This is a genomic window from Halosaccharopolyspora lacisalsi (assembly GCF_014137975.1).
GTDB lineage: Bacteria > Actinomycetota > Actinomycetes > Mycobacteriales > Pseudonocardiaceae > Halosaccharopolyspora > Halosaccharopolyspora lacisalsi.
On the sequence record NZ_JACGWZ010000001.1, the window covers coordinates 1,078,672 to 1,096,529 of the forward strand.

15 protein-coding genes are annotated in these 17,858 nt (G+C 69.6%); 4 read left to right on the forward strand and 11 right to left on the reverse strand.

The features are described from left to right. Nucleotides 1-13 precede the first annotated feature (13 nt). Complete coding sequence (locus FHX42_RS05235) at nucleotides 14-856, forward strand: ABC transporter permease (protein ID WP_182542988.1); 843 nt, start codon at nucleotides 14-16, stop codon at nucleotides 854-856. Nucleotides 857-904: 48 nt separating this feature from the next. Here the strand turns inward: FHX42_RS05235 and FHX42_RS05240 are convergent, their stop codons facing one another. The 7 genes from FHX42_RS05240 to FHX42_RS05270 form a co-directional block, all read right to left on the reverse strand. Beyond that, nucleotides 905-3,616, reverse strand: a complete 2,712-nt coding sequence (locus tag FHX42_RS05240; protein ID WP_182542989.1) for a glycoside hydrolase family 3 C-terminal domain-containing protein — start codon at nucleotides 3,614-3,616, stop codon at nucleotides 905-907. A 45-nt stretch (nucleotides 3,617-3,661) separates the two neighbouring features. Further along, a complete protein-coding gene (locus FHX42_RS05245) occupies nucleotides 3,662-5,068 on the reverse strand; it encodes a sugar porter family MFS transporter (RefSeq protein ID WP_182542990.1) in 1,407 nt (468 codons plus the stop codon). Between the two features lie 158 nt (nucleotides 5,069-5,226). After that, nucleotides 5,227-6,741: a sodium:solute symporter family protein gene (locus tag FHX42_RS05250; protein WP_182542991.1), complete on the reverse strand. Its 1,515-nt coding sequence runs from the start codon at nucleotides 6,739-6,741 to the stop codon at nucleotides 5,227-5,229. 76 nt (nucleotides 6,742-6,817) lie between these two features. Then, entirely contained in the window at nucleotides 6,818-8,311 is a 1,494-nt protein-coding gene (gene uxaC / locus FHX42_RS05255) for a glucuronate isomerase (protein WP_182542992.1), read from the reverse strand. Nucleotides 8,312-8,561: 250 nt separating this feature from the next. Then, nucleotides 8,562-8,966 (reverse strand): arsenate reductase ArsC, encoded by a 405-nt coding sequence (locus tag FHX42_RS05260; protein WP_182542993.1) that lies wholly within the window; start codon nucleotides 8,964-8,966, stop codon nucleotides 8,562-8,564. A gap of 55 nt (nucleotides 8,967-9,021) precedes the next feature. After that, on the reverse strand, nucleotides 9,022-10,137 hold the full coding sequence (gene arsB / locus FHX42_RS05265) for an ACR3 family arsenite efflux transporter (RefSeq protein ID WP_220479508.1): 1,116 nt from the start codon (nucleotides 10,135-10,137) through the stop codon (nucleotides 9,022-9,024). Further along, the gene (locus tag FHX42_RS05270; RefSeq protein ID WP_182542994.1) at nucleotides 10,134-10,502 is read right to left on the reverse strand and encodes an ArsR/SmtB family transcription factor; all 369 of its coding nucleotides are present in this window, start codon (nucleotides 10,500-10,502) and stop codon (nucleotides 10,134-10,136) included. The genes arsB and FHX42_RS05270 overlap by 4 nt, the downstream gene beginning before the upstream one ends. 84 nt (nucleotides 10,503-10,586) lie before the next feature. Between FHX42_RS05270 and FHX42_RS05275 the strand changes: the two genes are divergently transcribed. From FHX42_RS05275 to FHX42_RS05285, 3 genes are all read left to right on the forward strand, one after another. Next, nucleotides 10,587-11,027 carry an ArsI/CadI family heavy metal resistance metalloenzyme gene (locus FHX42_RS05275; protein ID WP_182542995.1) on the forward strand — a complete coding sequence of 147 codons (441 nt, stop codon included), beginning with the start codon at nucleotides 10,587-10,589 and terminating at the stop codon, nucleotides 11,025-11,027. A gap of 258 nt (nucleotides 11,028-11,285) precedes the next feature. Then, nucleotides 11,286-12,284 carry an iron-siderophore ABC transporter substrate-binding protein gene (locus FHX42_RS05280; RefSeq protein ID WP_182542996.1) on the forward strand — a complete coding sequence of 333 codons (999 nt, stop codon included), beginning with the start codon at nucleotides 11,286-11,288 and terminating at the stop codon, nucleotides 12,282-12,284. Between the two features lie 171 nt (nucleotides 12,285-12,455). Continuing rightward, on the forward strand, nucleotides 12,456-12,662 hold the full coding sequence (locus FHX42_RS05285) for a hypothetical protein (protein WP_182542997.1): 207 nt from the start codon (nucleotides 12,456-12,458) through the stop codon (nucleotides 12,660-12,662). A gap of 9 nt (nucleotides 12,663-12,671) precedes the next feature. Here FHX42_RS05285 and FHX42_RS05290 read toward each other — a convergent pair whose 3' ends face one another. The 4 genes from FHX42_RS05290 to FHX42_RS05305 all read right to left on the reverse strand — a co-directional run bounded on the left by FHX42_RS05290 (nucleotide 12,672) and on the right by FHX42_RS05305 (nucleotide 17,725). Further along, nucleotides 12,672-13,664 (reverse strand): LacI family DNA-binding transcriptional regulator, encoded by a 993-nt coding sequence (locus FHX42_RS05290; RefSeq protein ID WP_235986893.1) that lies wholly within the window; start codon nucleotides 13,662-13,664, stop codon nucleotides 12,672-12,674. Between the two features lie 66 nt (nucleotides 13,665-13,730). Further along, nucleotides 13,731-15,143: a xylulokinase gene (gene xylB / locus FHX42_RS05295; RefSeq protein WP_182542998.1), complete on the reverse strand. Its 1,413-nt coding sequence runs from the start codon at nucleotides 15,141-15,143 to the stop codon at nucleotides 13,731-13,733. A gap of 72 nt (nucleotides 15,144-15,215) precedes the next feature. After that, nucleotides 15,216-16,385 (reverse strand): xylose isomerase, encoded by a 1,170-nt coding sequence (gene xylA, locus FHX42_RS05300; RefSeq protein ID WP_182542999.1) that lies wholly within the window; start codon nucleotides 16,383-16,385, stop codon nucleotides 15,216-15,218. Between the two features lie 68 nt (nucleotides 16,386-16,453). Further along, nucleotides 16,454-17,725, reverse strand: coding sequence for an ROK family protein (locus tag FHX42_RS05305; protein ID WP_182543000.1), 1,272 nt, complete (start codon nucleotides 17,723-17,725; stop codon nucleotides 16,454-16,456). Nucleotides 17,726-17,858: the final 133 nt, after the last annotated feature.

Genomic DNA, 17,858 nt, shown 5'->3' on the forward strand with positions numbered 1-17,858 from the left:
CGGGAAAGGCCTCATGACAACGACGTTGACAGCCCGGAGAACCGACGGCGACGAGCTCTTGTCCTCCCGCCGCGAGTGGCACGGTGCCGGTGTCGGAACCCAGGTGCTGGTGCTGACGGGGAGGTCGTTGCGCGCGGTGCTGGCCGACCCGCGGATCGTCATCTTCAGCCTGCTCCAGCCGCTGATCATGCTGACGCTGTTCAGCCAGGTCTTCGGCAAGGCCCTGATGGGCAGCATCTCCACCGCCGGCGGTGGCTACATCAATTACCTGATGCCCGCGATCCTGGTCACCAGCGGTATCGGTGCCGCGTTGCAGTCCGGCGTCGGGCTGATCACCGACATGAAGAACGGGGTGCTCGCCCGGTTCCGCTCGCTGCCGATCCGGATGGGGGCGGTGTTGCTGGGTCGCAGCCTCGCCGACCTGGTCCGCACCGCCGTCCAGTTGGTGGTCCTGCTGCTGGCGGCCGTGGTCCTGTTCGGCTTCTCCCCGGCGGCCGGACTGGTGGGGACCTTCGGCGCGTTGCTGCTGGCGCTGCTGGTGAGCTGGTCGCTGACCTGGGTCTTCCTCGCGATCGCGTCCTGGGTGCGCAAGGAGGAGGTCATGCAGAGCATCGGGTTCCTGGCGATGTTCCCGCTGATGTTCGCCTCCAGCGCGTTCGTCCCGCTGGACGCGCTGCCGACCTGGCTGCGGGTCGTGGCCACGATCAACCCGCTCACCTACGCGGTCGACGCCTCCCGGGACCTGTCGTTGGCGCTGCCCACCGGCACCGGGGTGATCTCGGCGCTGGCCACCAGCGCACTGCTGCTGGTCATCGGTGCCGTGTTCGCGATCAGGGGCTTCCGCCGCCCGCTGTGAGCGTCGGGAAGGGCCGGTACCGGAACGCGCCCGGTACCGGCCGACGTCCTACTTCCCGACCTTGACGACGAAGTTCGTCGAGGTGGTGGTGCCGCGGTGCTTCACGGTCGCGGTGACCGTGGCGACACCCTCGTCGCGGGTTCGGACGACACCGCGGTCCACCGAGACCACGTCGGAACGGTTGCTCCGGTAGTGGACGACCATCCCGGGCGGGAGGGGTTTCCCGGACCCGTCGGCGACGTGGCCGCGGAGGGTCCCGTCGTTCATCGACACCGTCAGCCGCGGCTGGACCACGGTGTCGCTCGGGAACATCTTGCGGACGGTGATCCCCCGCTCGGCGTCTCCGGAAGCGCGGGGTGTGGCGCTGACGGTGGCGGGAACCGGCCTCAGGTCACCGTGGACCCGGATCTCGTGCTGCTGCTCGATGTTCGAGCTCGACCGACCGAGCTGGAGGGTGTAACCGCCCTCGGCGACCTCGTAGCGGTCGTGCTGCTGGTCGAACAGGGCCAGCTCGCGGACCGGCAGGGTGAACTCGACGCGCTTGGTCTGCTGCGGCTGCAGCGAGACCTTCTCGAAGCCCACCATGCGCTTGTTCGGCCGTTGCGGATCGTCCGCCCGCGACGAGGCCGCGTAGAGCTGGACCACCTCGGACCCCGGCGCGCCGCCGGTGTTGGTGATGTTCGCGCTGGCGTGCACCTTCCCGTTCGGAGTGACGTGCTCGCGGTCGATCCGCAGGTCGGCGTACTCGAACTTCGAGTAGCTCAGTCCGTGCCCGAAGGGGTACGACACCGGCCCGTCGAAGTACATGTAGGTCCGCCCCGTCCGGGAGTCGGTCGGCCGGAGCTCGTAGTCGCCGATCGGCGGGAGCTGGGACTCGTCCCGGTACCAGGTGAAGGGCAGGTGCCCGCTCGGGTTCTCGTCGCCGAGCAGCACGTCGGCCAGCGCCGAACCCTTGCGCTGCCCATTGTAGGAGCTCCACAGCATGGCCGACACGTCGTCCTCGAAGCTGCTGACGTCGACCTGGCCGATCGTCTCCATGTGGACGACGGTGTTCGGGTTCTTCGCCGCCACCTCGTTGATCAGTGCTGTCTGGGGCTTCGGCAGGGCGAGCGACTCGCGGTCCTTCTCCTCCTGGGCCGTGGTCCCGTCGGTGCCGGCGTAGACGACGGCGGTGTCGTAGTTCGCCGCCTCGGCCACGGTTTCGGTGTTGAGCTGGTGCTTCGTCCCCGGAGCGGTTCCGGGGAGGTGGTCCACCACCGCCCGGGGATTGACGGACTCGATCGCGGCCTTGATGCCCTCGTAGCCGTTGACGCTGTTGGCCCGACCGGCGGGACCCTGGTTGCTGGAGTAGCCACCGAGATACATCTGGTCCGGATCGGCGTGGTCGCCGATCACGGCCACCCGGTACGGCCCGGACTTCGGCACCTTCAGCGGCAGCAGCTTGTCACCGTTGCCCGCGGCCTCGTTCTTCAGCATCACGATGGCCTCGGAAGCGGCCTCCTCGGCGAGCTTCAGCCGCTCCGGGGTCTGGGTCACCGCGTCGTTGGCGTCGGAGTTCTCCCAGCTTCCCCTCGGGACGCGCTCGCGTGCCCGCTGCACCCAGGGAACCCGGTTCGGGTCGTCGAACTCGCCCAGCTTGATGCGCACCGTGAACATCCGGACCAGCGAGGCGTCCATGAAGTTCTCGGTGTAGGTGCCGTTCTGGGTCTTGATGCCCTGCTCGACGGCGGTGGGCAGCGTGTTGCCGTAGTTGTGCTCGTCGTGCAGGCCCTGGTTGCAGTTGAGGTCGACCCCCGCGGCGTTGGCGAAGGCGTTGCGCTCGACGTGGTCCAGCGGCTCGTCGTGGCCCCGCGGTGCCCAGTCGTGCCCGTGCTGGATCTCGTAGACCGAGTCGCAGTCCGAGGTGAAGAACCCCTCGAATCCGAACGTCTTGCGGGCCAGCCCGTCCAGCAGCGGCACGCTGGCGGAGGTGGGAACCCCGTTGACCCGGTTGTACGAGGACATGATCGAGGCGGGGTGACTGTTGCGGATCACCTTCTCGAACGGCGCCGCGTAGTACTCGCGCAGCGCCCGTTCGTCCATGTCGGACGATCCGGTGGTGCGGTTGAACTCGCTGTTGTTGGCCGCGAAGTGCTTGATCGTGGTGCTCGTCTTCAGGTAACCCTCCGCCTTCGGCAGCAGGTTGCCGTTCTTGTCCTTGCCCTCCATGCCGTTGACGTACTGCGAGGCCATCTTCGCGGTCAGGCCGGGGTCCTCGCTGAAGGTCTCGTCGTTGCGTCCCCACCGGGGATCGCGGCCGAGGTTGATCGTCGGCGAGTAGAAGTTGAGGTTGAGCGCGTTGTCCCGGACGACCTCGCGGGCCTCGCTGGAGGTCCTGCTCGCCACGCGGTGCATCAGGTCCGGGTTCCAGGTCGAACCCATGGACAGGCTGATCGGGTAGGACGTGGTGTTGGTCAGGACGTCGGGGTTGGCGTCGTCCTCGGTCTGCTCCCGCGCGACCCCGTGCAGGGCCTCGTTCCACCACCCGTAGGCGCGGACTCCGAGGCGGGGGATGGCGGGTGCCCGGCTGCTGACCATCTGGGAGGCCTTCTCCTCCGTGGTCATGCGCGAGACGAGGTCGACCGCGCGTTCCTCGGCCGAGTAGGACGGGTCCTGGTAGATCGGGGTGTCGGCCTCCGCGGCGATGGCCGGGCTGGTGGACGCGGCGCAGGTCACGCACAGGCCGAGCGCGGCCAGCAGCCGTAACGGTCTCTTTCTCAAGGAGAACTCCGTTCTCTCGGTTTTTCGGTGACCCGGTCGGAGCCGTCAGGAGCGGGCCTGACCGGGTGCTTCCTCCTTCGGCGTCGCGTGCAGTTCGGTTTCCAGCCCTTCGAGGCTGCGTCCACTGGTCTCCGGAACGAGGTGGTGGACGAAGAACAGCGACACGACGCCGAACGCGGCGAAGACGAGCATGGACAAGCCCTGGCCGATCACGGCGAGCACGACCGGGAAGGCCAGTGAGACGACGAAGTTGGCCGCCCAGTTGCCGCAGGTGGCCAACCCCTCGGCGGGACCACGGATGCGCAGCGGGAACAGCTCGGGAAGCATCACCCAGACGATCGGTCCCCAGGTGGCGCCGAAGGAGGCGATGTAGGTGGCCAGGCACACGATGGTGATCACGGCGACCGTCGAGCCCGAGGCACCGACGATCAGCGTCAGAATCCCCAGGACCCCGAGGCTCAGGCTCATGCCGGTACTGCCAGCCAGCAGCAGGCGCTTCCGGCCGATCCGGTCGGTGTAGCGGACCGCGACCAGGGTGAACAGCAACATGACCGCGCCGATGCCGACCTGCGCCGCGATCGAGGCGGCCTCGCCCATGCCGAGCTGGGTCAGCGTCGTCGGGGCGTAGTAGATGATGGTGTTGATGCCGACGAACTGCTGAAGCACGGCCAACCCGAGGCCGATGGTCAGGGCGGGGCGAATCCAGGGGGACGTCAGGTCCCGCCAGCCGGCCTCCTCGCGAGCCTGCCGTTCGGCGGCCTCGATCTCCTCGAACGCCTCGTCGATCTCCTCGGGGGCTCGGGTGCGCTCCAGGACCTCCCGGGCCTCATCCATCCGGTTGCGACTGGCCAACCAGCGGGGCGTCTCCGGCATGAACAGCATCCCGACGAACAGCGCCACCGCGGGGATCACGCCGAGACCGAGCATCCAGCGCCAGGCCTCCCAGGGAGCCAGGGCGTAGTCGACGACGTAGGCCAGCAGGATGCCCGTCGTGATCAGCAGCTGGTTCAGCGAGGTCAGCGTCCCCCGAATGCGGGTGGGGGAGATCTCGGCGATGTACATCGGCACGATGACTGAGGCCAGGCCGACACCGATGCCGATCACGAACCGCGAGGCGACGAGGGTCAGGACATCGGGGCTGAACGCGGCCCCCAGCGATCCCACGGCGAACACGCACGCCGCGATCAGCGTCATCACCCGCCGCCCCAGCCGGGCGGCCAGGCTGCCGCTGATCAACGCTCCGACCATGGCGCCGACGAGCAGCCCGCTGGTGACGAGTCCCTGCAGGAAGGCGTTGTCCTCGATGCCCAGCGGGCCCTTGAGGTACAGCAGCGCTCCGGAGATCACTCCGGTGTCGTAGCCGAACAGCAGCGCCCCGATCGCGCACACCGTCGCGGCCAGATACACCGAGCGCCCACTGCGTGGCCGTCTCGGCTGATTCGTGTTGGTCACTTCGGACTCCTTCGAGACTCAGGCGGAATGGTTGTTCGTCGTGCGGTCACGGGCGGCTGCTGCCGCGATCCCGTGGCCCCCGTCGGGAGGCTCGCGCGCGGTTCCGGTGCTTCGAAGCGGTCGAGCTCGCCGTACCAGCGGTCGACGCGGTCGGTGAGTCACGTCGATACCGGCGGGCCCTTTTCCGGGGTGTTCTCCGGAGATCGCCGCGTTCGACCGGCCAGGGCGTCGCAGATCTCGGTGGCCGCGGGCGGGGCGTCCCGGCGGATCGCCCCGACCGCGACGAACACCAGCATCGACACCAGGACCGGCGAGGCCACGGTGATCGCCTCGCTCATCGACCACGCGTACTTGGTCAGGCCGTAGGTGATCAGTCCGGCGGCCCACGAGGTCAGCGCGGCTGTGGGGCCGATGTGGCGGAACGGGCGCAGCATTCCCAGCATCAACGGGATCGAGATCGGTCCGATGAGCGCTCCGACCCAGGTCAGGATGATGCCGAGCACGCCACCGAGCGCCTCGGCGTTGACGGCGATGACCACGCTGAGGAACACGAACACCACCGTCAGCACGCGGCCGGCCAGCAGGCCCTGCCGGTCGGTGAAGCGCGCGGCACGGTGCGAGATCTTCGGCAGCACGTCACGGGTCATGACCGCCGAGATCGCGGTGGCGTCGGAGGCGGCCATGGCCATGGTGTGGGAGAAGAACCCGACCAGGACCAGCCCGAGCAGCCCCGAGGGCAGGAACTCCAGAGCCATCCGGGCGTAGGCGTCCTCGGAGTTCGCCACGTCCACCAGCAGTGGCGCGGCGAACATCGGCAGCATGAGCACCAGCGGCCACACCAGGTAGAGCGCACTGGACAGCAGGGCGGTCCGGCGAGCTTCGATCGTGCTGCGGGTGGCGATGTAGCGCTGGGCCAGGTTCCACATGCCGCCGTTGTATTCGAAGGTCTTGACCAGCATGTACACCAGCACGAAGTAGCCCGGGTAGGAGCTGGTGGTCGGGCTGGTGTGCCCCTCGGGCAGCGCCTCCCAGAACGTGACGTAGTTCAGACCGATGTCGGACAGCGCGGTGCCGACCACGGCGAGCATGGCGAAGGCGGCCACGGCCTGGATCACGAACTGGCCGAGTTCGGTCAGCGCGTCCGCCCACAGGCCACCCGCGGTGCAGTAGACCAGGGTGACCGCCGCGGTGGTGACGATGCCCCACACCAGGGGAATCCCGGCGAACTCGGTCATCAGCAGGGCCACCGCCGACCACTTCGCCGCCACGTCGAAAACCTTCAGCGTCGACCCGCTCCAGGCCAGCACCTGCTGCGTGCTGACGTTGAACCGGCGGGCGAGGTACTCCAGAGGGGAGGCGATGTCGTAGTGCACGCGCAACCTGTTCCACTTCGGAGCGAACAGGAAGGCTCCGATCCCGGTGCCGATCGCCAGCGGGAACAGGAACACCACGTACGAGACGATGCCCTGGTCGTAGGCCACCCCGGCGTAGGCCACGAAGATGACGGCGCTGTACCCGGACATGTGGTGCGAGATCCCGGCCAGCCACCAGGGCATCCGGCCGCCGGTGGTGAAGAAGTCCGCCGCGTCGGAGACCTGGCGGTGCGACCACACGCCGATGACGAGCATCACCAGGAGATAACCGGCTATGACCGCCCAGTCGAGTGCGTGCATGTTCCCTTCCCTTCCGCACGCGGTCGTGAGAGGTCCCGCGTGCGGTGTCGGCGCTGCGAGCGTCGATTCCCGGCCGTTACAGCCGGAATGCCTCGCGCGGTTGGCGAACGACGAGGTCGTGCAGTACCTCCGCCGCCGCGTCCTCGTCGATGAGGTGTTCGGCGACCAGCCCGGCCAGGTGGGCCGCGTCGACCCGCCGTGCCGTGTCGTGCCGGGCCGGGATCGAGCAGAATCCACGAGTGTCGTCGATGAATCCCGAGGTGCGGTGGAATCCGGCGGTCTCGGTGACCGCGTCGCGGAATCGGCGCATCGCCCGTGGCGCGTCCAGGAACCACCACGGAGCGCCGAGGTAGACGGACGGGTAGAAACCGGCCAGCGGAGCGAGTTCCCGGGAGAACACCGTCTCGTCGAGCGTGAACACCACGGTCCGGAACCGGGGGTGCGTGCCGAAGCGCTCCAGCATCGGCCGCAGGGACCGGGTGAACTCCGCGGCGAGCGGAATGTCGTGGCCGGTGTCGGGACCGTACCGGCGCAGGGTCTCGGGATGGTGGTTGCGCCCGCTGCCGGTGTGCAGCGCCAGCACCATGCCGTCCTCACTGGACATGCGGGCCATTTCGCCCAGCAGGTGCCGCGAGAGCGTCGCCGCTTCCTCCGTGTCAGCGGTTCCGGCGCGCGCCGCGTCGAACAGCCGGGACGCTTCGGCTTCGTCCAGGAACTCCATGCGCGCGTCCGGGGCGCTGTGGTCGGTCGTCGTCGCCCCGTTCTCCCGGAAGAACTCGCGACGGGACTCCAGCGCTCGGAGCGTTCCGCGGTAGTCACCGGTGTCGATCCCGCCGGCGGCGGCGAGCCGGTCGAGGGCGCGCGGCCATTCCGGGTTCGTCGCGTCGAGGTAGGAGTCCGGCCGGAAGGTCGGGACCACGCGGCCGTGCCACGTGGGGTCCTCCGCGAGAGCCCGGTGATGCCGGAGGTCGTCGGCCGGGTCGTCGGTGGTGGCGAGCACTTCGATGCCGAAGGACTCGTACAGGGCGCGGGGGGACAGTCCGGGTTCGGCCAGCTTGGCGACCAGTTCGTCGTACAGCGCGTCGGCGTTGTCCGCCGACGGTTGCACGGTCACGCCCAGCACGTCGTGGAGTTCGGCTTCCAGCCATTGGCGTGAAGCCGTTCCCAGGAAGAAGTGCCAGTGCGAGCAGAACCGTCGCCACACCTCGCGCGGCGCGGCGGTTTCGGTGCCGTCGCGGTCGGCCAGTCCCAGCTCGGACATGGTGACGCCGTGCGCGTGCAGCAGCCGGGTCACGTAGTGGTCCGGCGTGACCAGCAACGTGGCCGGGTCGCCGAACGGCTGGTCGCGGTCCAGCAGCGCCGCGTCGATGTGGCTGTGCGGGCTGATGATCGGCAGGTCGCGGACCGCCTCGTGCAGCCGCCGCGCGATGGCGCGTTGCTCGGGTTCGGCGGGGAAGAGCCGGTCCGGATGCGGCCGGAGGGGCTTGTTCCCGGACATGGCCCGCGACGCTCCGGAACGAACGGTGGGGTCTGCCTCGGACCGCGCGGCCGGGCTGGTGGTGTGAGCCATGCCGGGAAGGATCGGACGCGAAAGTGACCCCGACAACAGTTTGCCATTATGTGCCATCGCGGTCACGGAAGAGGCGCTACGCCGTTACCGGCGCGGCGGAGCGAATCACCTCCGGTGGCGCGGGTCCGGCCGTGGCGGGCAGGGAACACCCGTCTCCGAGTCTGCCACGAACTCGAGTGGTGCGGTCCTGATCCACCGGATCGGCCGCCGCGGTCGACGACCGCGGCGGCCGATCCGGCTCGAGGCTCGATCAGTCGGTGAGAGCCAGTTCGGTCAGCAGCGCCCGCACCCGGCGGTCGATCTCGTCGCGGATCGGGCGGACCTGGTCGACGGGCTTTCCGGCGGGGTCGTCGAGCTGCCAGTCGAGGTAGCGCTTGCCGGGAAAGACCGGGCACGCGTCGCCGCAGCCCATGGTGACGACCACGTCGGAGGCCTCCACCGACGCGGTGTCGAGCTTGGTGGGAGACTCCCGGCTCAGATCGAGGTCGAGCTCGGCCATGACCTCGACCACGGCCGGGTTGATCTCCTCGGCCGGGGTGGATCCGGCCGAGCGCACGGTCACTCGGCCTCCGGCGTGGTGAGCCAGCAGGGCGGCGGCCATCTGGGACCGGCCGGCGTTGTGCACGCAAACGAAGAGCACTTCCGGGCTGGACACGCGGTCTCTCTCCTTGGGTTCTCGTCGGGCAGCGTTCATCACGTGCTCGGACGCATCATGGGCGCGGGGCGTGCTCGGTGTGTCGGGTCGAGGTGAACCACCGCCGGGCGGCCAGGGAGACGTAGACCAGCGCCACGAGGACGGGGACTTCGATGAGGGGACCCACGACCCCGGCCAGGGCTTGGCCGCTGGTGACGCCGAAGGTGGCGATGGCCACGGCGATGGCCAGTTCGAAGTTGTTGCCCGCGGCGGTGAACGCCAGCGTCGCCGAGCGGTCGTACGGCAGGCCGAGGCCCTTGCCGAGGGCGAACGAACCGGCCCACATGATCGTGAAGTAGGCCAGCAGCGGCAGCGCGATGCGGGCCACGTCGAGCGGCCGGCTGGTGATGGCCTCGCCCTGGAGGGCGAACAGCACGACGATGGTGAACAGCAGCCCGGCCGGTGCCAGCGGGCCGACCTTGGGCAGGAACCGGGCCTCGTACCACTGACGTCCCCTGCCGCGCTCGCCGAACCGGCGGGACAGGTAGCCGGCCAGCAGCGGGATGCCGAGGAAGATCAGTACGGACCGGGCGATGGACCAGGCCGAGACGTCCAGGCCGACGGTGTCCAGCCCGAGCCAGCCGGGCAGCGCCGACAGGTAGAACCAGCCGAGTCCGGCGAAGGCGATCACCTGGAACACCGAGTTCAACGCCACCAGCACGGCGGCGGCCTCGCGATCACCGCAGGCCAGGTCGTTCCAGATGATGACCATGGCGATGCAGCGCGCCAGCCCGACGATGATCAGCCCGGTGCGGTACTCGGGCAGGTCCGGCAGGAGGGTCCAGGCCAGCGCGAACATCACCGCGGGGCCCACCAGCCAGTTGATCACCAGTGAGGACACCAGCAGCCGCTTGTCGCCGGTGACGGTGTCCAGCCGGTCGTAGCGCACCTTGGCCAGCACCGGGTACATCATCACCAGCAGGCCGATGAAGATCGGCAGGGAGACCCCGGAGGTCACGTGCAGCGAGTTCAGCGCCGTGTTCATGCCGGGCACGAACCGCCCCAGCAACAGCCCGGCGATCATGGCCGCGCCGATCCAGACCGGCAGGAACCGGTCCAGCAGGGACAGCTTGCCCACCACCGAGCTCTCGGCGGTGCCGGCCGACTCGGTCCGCGTCTCGGTCCGACTCATGACGACACCACCGATTCCTCGGCCGGAACCAGCACCTCGGACAGCACCGCCAGCATCTCGGTGCGCACCCGGTAGTAGATCCACGTGCCCCGGCGCTCACCGGTGATCACTCCGGCCTCGCGCAGCACCTTGAGGTGGTGCGAGATCGTCGGCCCGGACAGCTCGAACGCCCCGGTCAGATCGCACACGCACGCCTCACCACCGGCGTGCGAGGCGATCAGCGACAACAGCCGCAGCCGCACCGGCTCGCCGATGGCCTTGAACGCCCGCGCCAGCTCCCCGGACTGCTCGGCGCTCAACGGTTGACGCATCAGCGGTGAGCAACACAGCTCCCGCTCGTCACCGGATTCCTGCTGATTCGACATAACTCTATATTGACATCCGTCTATCCAGGGAACAAACTTGACCCCGTCCGTTGTTTCGACAAACATCTAGACAGGGGGTCCGGGATGTCCCGCACACAACTCGCCCTTCGCGTGGGCGACCTGCAGGGCTCGATCGACTTCTACACCAAGCTGCTCGGCGTCGAGCCGGCCAAGCTCCGGCCCGGTTACGCCAACTTCGCCGTGACCGATCCTCCGCTGAAGCTCGTCCTGCTGGAAGGTGAATCCGGTCAGGACACCGCGATGGACCACCTCGGCGTCGAGGTCGCCGAGACCGACGACGTGCACGCCGCCACCCGGCGGCTGTCCGAGCTCGGCCTGTTCACCCGGGTCGAGGACGACACCACCTGCTGCTACGCCACCCAGGACAAGGTCTGGGTCCAGGGACCCGGTCGTGAACCCTGGGAGGTCTACGCGATCACCGACGACTCGCCCTCCAGCGGGCAGGAAGGCCCCGCCGCCGAGCAGGTCGCGTGCTGCACCGACCAGGCCGAATCCGTCCGGTGAGCGCCTCGACGTGAAGACGTGGCCCCGTCCGCTCCGGGCGGGGACGAGCGCGGTGATGCGGTACCGGCCGGGTGCGTCCGCAGTGCCGGAGCTCACCGACCGCACCGCGGCGGTGCGGTCGGTGAGCTCTTTTTCGCGCTCTCTTTCGCGAAGGCCGTGGTGGGCGGGCTCGGTGCGGAACGGGTGCGGAGAGGCCTCCCCTCTCGAGGAAAGCCTGGCCTTGGTTAGGGTAGGCAAACCTAGCAAGGAGGGAGCGTCATGGGCGTGAGACGTCGTAGCGGGATGGTGCTGGGGGCACTGATCAGCACCGTGATGGTGCTGGCGGGCTGTTCGAGCCCGGCCTCGCAGGAGCGGAGCGGAGACCCCGGAAGCGGTTCCTGGGATCCGGTGACCGTGTCCACCGCCTTCGGGGACGTGACGATCCCGGAGAAGCCGCAGCGGGTGGTCGCGCTCGGCTGGGGTGACGCTGAGGTAGCGTTGGCGCTCGGCGTGCGGCCGGTGGGTGCCGCGGACTGGCTCGGCGTCGGTGGTGACGGCCTCGGACCGTGGGTAGAGCGGCGATACGCGGGCGAGCCGCCGCCCATGCTGGGCACGATGCGCGTGGACATGGAGCGGTTGGCGGCGCTGAAGCCCGACCTGATCCTGGACACCAGGGCCAGCGGTGACCCGGCCCGCTACGAGCGGCTCACCGCTCTCGGCGTGCCGGTGGTGAGCATCCCGAAGGGCGCGGAGTCCTACGCGACCTCGTGGAAGGACCAGCTCGCTCTGATCGGCACAGCGCTCGGCGAGAAGGCCGAGGCGCGGCGCTTGCGCACGGAGCTGGAGACGAAGCTGCGGCAGGCCGCGCGGGCGAACCCGCAGTTCGCGGGGGCGACGACCGTGGTCGGTGCGCGCACCGCCAACTCCTACAGCGCCTACGTCGAAGGCACCAGCCGCGTGAACTTCATGCGCGCCCTGGGGTTCCGCAACTCCCCGGCGGTGCAGCGGTTGTCCACCGGGAAGTTCTCGGTACCGATCTCGCGGGAACGGCTCGACCTGCTCGATGCCGATCTGACCGTGATGACGACGATCGGCGTGGGTACCGAGGTGCTGCGCGACGACCCGCTGTACCGGGCGGTGCCCTCGGTCGCGGCAGGTCACTCGGTCGTGCTGGAGGAGCCGGCTGTGAAGCAGGCGTTCGCCAGCGGCTCCGTGGTGGGGTTGTCGTGGGTGGTGGACCGGGTGGTGCCGATGTTCGCCGCCGCGATGAACCGCTGATCGACTCGTTCGGGGCCGCTCCGGTGGGCCGGCCGCGATGTCCGGACTCGGCCGCCCGGGCGCGACCAGGGCGTTTTCGCGCACCGTTCCGGCGCTGTTCGTGTGATCGCGAGAGCGCGCGGCTGTGTACGATCAAGCGAGAACTTCCGAGCGCGGTGGAACAGGACGACGATGCAGGCACTGCCCGAGGGCCCCTACAGCTACGCGCCCCGATGCGAGGTGTGCGACGAACGGGCCGCTCTGACCGAAGATCGAGCGCGGACGCTGGTTGCGGCCTCGGGCGAGCGTTTGACCTCGTACTCCTGTCCGATCGAGCTGTCGATCTGGCACGTCTGGTACCCGGCCGCGGAACACGCGAAGCAGGGGCCGACCCCGTAGCGGTCCGGGCTACGCCGGGCCCGTGGAGCCGCGGATCACGAGGTGGGCCTCGAAGTTCACCGCGGTCGGAGCCGTGTTCCGCCCGGTGATCCGGGAGTGCACGAGGTCCACCGCGCACGTGCCGAGCCGCGCGGTCGGGCCGGTGATGGTCGTCAGCGCGGGCACGGTCAGCTCCGCTCCGAAGATGTCGTCGCAGCCGATCAGGCTGAGATCCCGCGGCAGTCGGGCACCGCGGTCCTGGAGGCGCTGCAGGGTTCCGATGGCGAGCAGGTCGTTGTAGGCGATCACCGCCGTCGCCTTCTCGGCGGTGATGGCGTCGGCGGCCTCGTGGCCGCTCCGCAGGGTGGGGGCGAACGGACCGAGGAGCACCGGGTGCATGCCGAGCAGCATCGCCTCCTCGTGCATGGCCCGCCAGCGATAACCGTTCATCCACGAGTTCCGCGGGCCGGACAGGTAGGCGATCCGGCGGTGTCCGAGCGCGGCGAGGTGCCGCACGGCCTGCCGCATCCCGCTCGTGGTGTCCCAGACCAGGCTCGGAATCCCCGCGACCTCCCGGTTGAGCATGACCAGCGGGCGGTGCCGGCCGAGCCGCTGGACGATCTCGTCGGACAGCCGCGACGTCGCGAGGATGCCACCGCTGGTCGAGGCCAGCACCTGCCTCAGGTTGTTCGCCTCGACCCGTGGTGACTCGTCGCTGTCGGTCAGCGTCAGCGTGTAGTTGCGCTCGATGGCCCGCTGCTGGGCCGCCTTGATCATGGTCGTGTAGTAGGGGTTGGAGATGTCGGGGACCACCAGCATCAGGGTGCGGGTGCGTCCCGGAGCCTCCGCTCTGGCCAGCGGCCGGGGCTCGTACCCGAGCTCCTCGGCGGCGGCCCGGACTCGTTCCCTGGTCGTGGGGTTCACGCGCCCGGGGTTGCTGAACGAACGGGACACGGTGGAAGTGGCCAGGTCACATCGTCGCGCCACGTCGTGGATCGTGGGACGTTGCTGGTTCAAGTTCAACTTCTGCTCCGCCGAGATGGAGCCCCTCCGACCGCAGGAGTCGGCCGGAGGGCTCGCGGTCCGTGGTCAAAAGCCGTACATGCGGTGGCGGGCTTGGTGGTAGGTGTGCCGGATCTCGTCGCCCCGCTCGGGGTGCGTGGCCTCGTGGCGGGTGCAGTGCAGCGGCCACTCGGGTGGTGTGGCCGTTCCGGCAGCGGCCCACGCCGCCTGCTTGGCGGCTCCGAGTGCGACGTACTCGGCCGGGTCGGGGACCTCCACGTCGACGCCGAGCAGCGAGGGGGCGATCGCCTGAACGGCCTTCGACTGGGCGGCTCCCCCGATGAGCAGGACTCGCCGGGATTCGGCACCGACGCCACGCAGCGCCTCGATCCCGTCGGCGAGGCCGCACAGCATCCCTTCGACGGCGGCGCGCGCGAGGTTCTGCGGCGTCATGTTCGCGCCACGCATCCCGAAGAGGGTTCCGGCCGCGTCCGGGAGGTTCGGCGTGCGCTCTCCCTCCAGATAGGGCAGCAGCGTCAGGCCTCCCGCTCCCGGTTGGGCCTGGAGCGCGAGTTCGTCGAGCCCTGCGAGGTCGGTGCCCAGCAGGTGCGCCGTGGCGCCGAGTACCTGTGCCGCGTTGAGCGTGCACACCAGCGGCAGGTGACGACCGGTGGCGTCGCAGAACCCGGCCACCGTGCCGGTCTCGTCGAAGCACGGGTCCTCGGTGACGGCGAAAGCGGTCCCCGAGGTGCCCAGTGAGACGACGACGTCACCCGGTTGGATACCGAGTCCCAGCGCACCCGCCATGTTGTCCCCGGTTCCGGCGGCGATGCGGGCGCCGTCGAGGCCGTCGACCCCGCTGACACGGTCTCCCGTCTCCGCGGGCCCGACGACGTCCGGTAGCCGGGGCTGCCGTCCTCCCATCGCCTCGGCGAGCAGCTCGGGAAGCCACGTGCCGGAGGTGGGTGAGAAGTAACCGGTCCCCGAGGCGTCACCGCGGTCGGTCCACGCCCGATCCGGGCGTCCGGCCAGCTGCCAGCTCACCCAGTCGTGGGGCAGGAGCACCCGGTCGACGCGATCGGCGTTGCGCGGCTCGTTCTCGGCGAGCCACGCCACCTTGCTCAGGGTGAAGCTCGCGACCGGGACGGCGCCCGTGCGGTGTGCGAGGGTGGCGGCGCCGTGGTGGTCGGTGAGCGCTTCCGCCTGCTGTGCCGACCGGGTGTCGTTCCACAGGAGAGCGTCGCGCACGGGATCGCCGGCGCCGTCGACGGCGACCATGCCGTGCTGCTGACCGGCCACCGCCACGGCCTCCACGGGTCCGGGGACCCGGGGGAGCACGTCCGCGATCGCGGTTTGCCCGGCGTGCCACCACGCCCACGGGTCGACTTCGGTGCCCTCCGGGTGGGCGGCCTTGCCGTGTGCGACCACCTTCCCGGTCTCGGCGTCGACGGCGAGGACCTTGGTGGACTGTGTCGAGGAATCGATGCCCAGGACGAACATTGCTGACCTTCCCCTAGCGAGATCACCGCGGGCCGCCGGGCACCCGGCGGCCCGCGGTGATCTTCCCTCCGATCACGTGTTCTGGACACCCATGAGGTGTTCCAGGGCGAGCTGGTCGAGCTTCTCGTAGTGCATGCTGCGCTCGGCCGAGGCTTCGGGGTCGAAGCCCTCGTCGGAGTTCAGCAGCTCCTCCGGCTTCTCACCGTCGGCGGCGGTGGGCCGGGACAGCTCGGACACGCGGGAGTCCTGCAGCGCCTGCTGGACCCTCGGGTCGGCGCGGAAGGCGGCGGCGCGGTCCTTGAGGATCAGGTAGTTGCGCATGCACCCCGCCGCCGAGGCCCACACGCCCTCGTCCATGTCGGTGCGCAGGGGCTTGAAGTCGAAGTGCCGCGGACCGGCGTAGCCGGCCGATTCGAGCAGGTCGACGGTGAAGAAGGCGCTCTTCACGTCCCCGGCGCCGAAGCGCAGGTCCTGGTCGTACTTGGCGCCGTGCTGACCGTTGAGGTCGAGGTGGAACAGCTTGCCCGACCACAGCGCCTGGGCGATGCCGTGGGTGAAGTTGAGCCCGGCCATCTGCTCGTGGCCGACCTCGGGATTGACCCCGACCATCTCGGGGTGCTCGAGCTGTTCGATGAACGACAGGGCGTGGCCGACGGTGGGCAGCAGGATGTCCCCGCGCGGCTCGTTGGGCTTGGGTTCCAGGGCCACGCGGAGGTCGTAACCGCGTTCGCGGATGAACTCGCAGACCAGGTCGATGCCTTCCTTGTAGCGGTCCAGCGCGGCGCGGACGTCGATGGCGGCGTCGGACTCGGCGCCTTCACGCCCGCCCCAGGCCACGAAGGTCCGAGCGCCCAGCTCGGCGGCCAGCTCGACGTTGCGCAGCATCTTGCGCAGGGCGAACCGACGTACCTCGCGGTCGTTGGCGGTCAGGGCGCCGTCCTTGAACACCGGGTGGCCGAACAGGTTGGTGGTCACCATCGGAACGACCATGCCCGTGCTCTCCACGGCCGAGCGGAAGCGGGAGACGATCCGGTCGCGCTCCGCGCCTTCGGTACCGAACGGAACCAGGTCGTCGTCGTGGAACGTGACTCCCCACGCACCCAGGTCGGACAGCCGCTCCACCGCCCGCACCGCGTCGAGCTCCGGGCGCGTGGCGGGCCCGAAGGGATCGTTGCCGCGGAAGCCGACGGTCCACAGGCCGAACGAGAACTTGTCCGTCGGTGTGGGGGTGTAGTCGGTCATCGGTTCTCCTCGTTTCTGGTCGGCGTGGCGGCGGGCCACGCCGGGATGTTCGTGATCGTGCCGCCCGGTCACGCGGTGTCCTCGGACTCCGCCTTCTCGGTGCTGCTCGGGGCTCGGAGGGGGTCCTGGAACACCTCCTCGACGATCACGCTGGTTCCGCCGCGGACCGCGGCGGTGAAGCCGAAGGCCGAAGCGGTGATGCGGCATATCGCCGCCTCCCCCGCGATGGCCCGGCTCCGCAGCTCCCGCATCGCGGTCGGCACCACGTAGGGGCCGACCGTGGCGAAGTAGCCGCCGAGCACGACGGTGCCCGGGTTGAGCATGTTGACCGCGACCGAGATGCCGATCCCGAGCCACCGGCCGATCTCGTCGAGTCCGGTCAGGGTCCGTGGTTGTCCGTCCTCGGCGCGCCGCAGCAGTTCCTGCGCCTGTTCCTCGGGATCCCGTGAGGTCTCGGCGAGGTCCGGAGCGGCCGCACGGATCGCCGCGGCCAGGCCGATCTTGGTTTCCAGGCAGCCGGCCCGCCCGCAGCCGCAGGTCCGCCCGCAGGGGTCGACCGGGATGTGCCCGATTTCGCCGCTGAACCCGTCCGAGCCGCGCAGCAGTCGTCGGTCGGTGATCAGTCCGGCGCCGATACCGGTCTCACCGGTCAGGTACACCAGGTTGGGCGTGGCGTCGGGATCGCTGCCGAACTCGGCGAGCGCCGCCAGGTTGGCCTCGTTGTCGACGGTGATCGTGGTGTCGGCGGGCAGGTCGAGCCGTTCGCGCAGCCACTCGGCGATCGGCACGTCCTGCCAGAGCAGGTTCGGCGCGTAGCGGACGGTGCCGCTCGGCACGTCCACGAGTCCCGGAGCCGCGACGCCGATACCGGCCAGCCGCGTGTTCGAGCGCTCCAGCTCCGCGATCGCCTCGCGGGCGAGCCGGGTCAGCTCCGCGACCGCGGAGGAGGCACCCGCCCGGATCGCGTCGAACCCGATTCGGTGATCGACCAGCACCCGTTCGGCCAGGTCGACTCCGCGCACGGCGAGGTAGTTCGCGTTGATCTCCAGTCCGAGTGCGGCCACCGACCCGCCGTCGAGCTCCAGCAGTCGGCCGGGACGGCCGACGTTGCCCGCCTGCCTGCGGCCGCTCTCCCGGATCAGCCCTCGCTCGATCAGCTCGGTGACGAGGCTGGAGACCGTGGCCTTGGTCAGGCCGGTCCGCGTGGCCAGTCCGGCGCGGGAGTGCGTCCCCGGCAGTCGAACCTCGCCCAGCACCCGGGCGAGGTTGACCCGCCGAACGGCGGCCTGGTCCACGAGCCCACGCCCGATGTCGCGGGTGCTCGCATCGTCGTCGCGCACTCGACCCCCTCTCGGATAAGGATTGCCATCAAACTAACTCAGAACACACTTGTGCGCCATACCTCATGAACACGGATTACTGCGGCCGAGTGATCCGGGATCGTCGATGGCGATGGCGTTCTTATCAGGGAAT

Excerpts from the sequence above, each read along its gene's own strand:
- FHX42_RS05275 (WP_182542995.1), top strand. The coding sequence starts at position 10,587 with ATGTCCCGCACACAACTCGCCCTTCGCGTGGGCGACCTGCAGGGCTCG.
- FHX42_RS05250 (WP_182542991.1), bottom strand. The coding sequence starts at position 6,741 with ATGCACGCACTCGACTGGGCGGTCATAGCCGGTTATCTCCTGGTGATG.
- FHX42_RS05285 (WP_182542997.1), top strand. The coding sequence starts at position 12,456 with ATGCAGGCACTGCCCGAGGGCCCCTACAGCTACGCGCCCCGATGCGAG.
- xylA (WP_182542999.1), bottom strand. The coding sequence starts at position 16,385 with ATGACCGACTACACCCCCACACCGACGGACAAGTTCTCGTTCGGCCTG.
- arsB (WP_220479508.1), bottom strand. The coding sequence starts at position 10,137 with ATGAGTCGGACCGAGACGCGGACCGAGTCGGCCGGCACCGCCGAGAGC.
- FHX42_RS05280 (WP_182542996.1), top strand. The coding sequence starts at position 11,286 with ATGGGCGTGAGACGTCGTAGCGGGATGGTGCTGGGGGCACTGATCAGC.
- FHX42_RS05270 (WP_182542994.1), bottom strand. The coding sequence starts at position 10,502 with ATGTCGAATCAGCAGGAATCCGGTGACGAGCGGGAGCTGTGTTGCTCA.
- xylB (WP_182542998.1), bottom strand. The coding sequence starts at position 15,143 with ATGTTCGTCCTGGGCATCGATTCCTCGACACAGTCCACCAAGGTCCTC.
- FHX42_RS05235 (WP_182542988.1), top strand. The coding sequence starts at position 14 with ATGACAACGACGTTGACAGCCCGGAGAACCGACGGCGACGAGCTCTTG.
- uxaC (WP_182542992.1), bottom strand. The coding sequence starts at position 8,311 with ATGGCTCACACCACCAGCCCGGCCGCGCGGTCCGAGGCAGACCCCACC.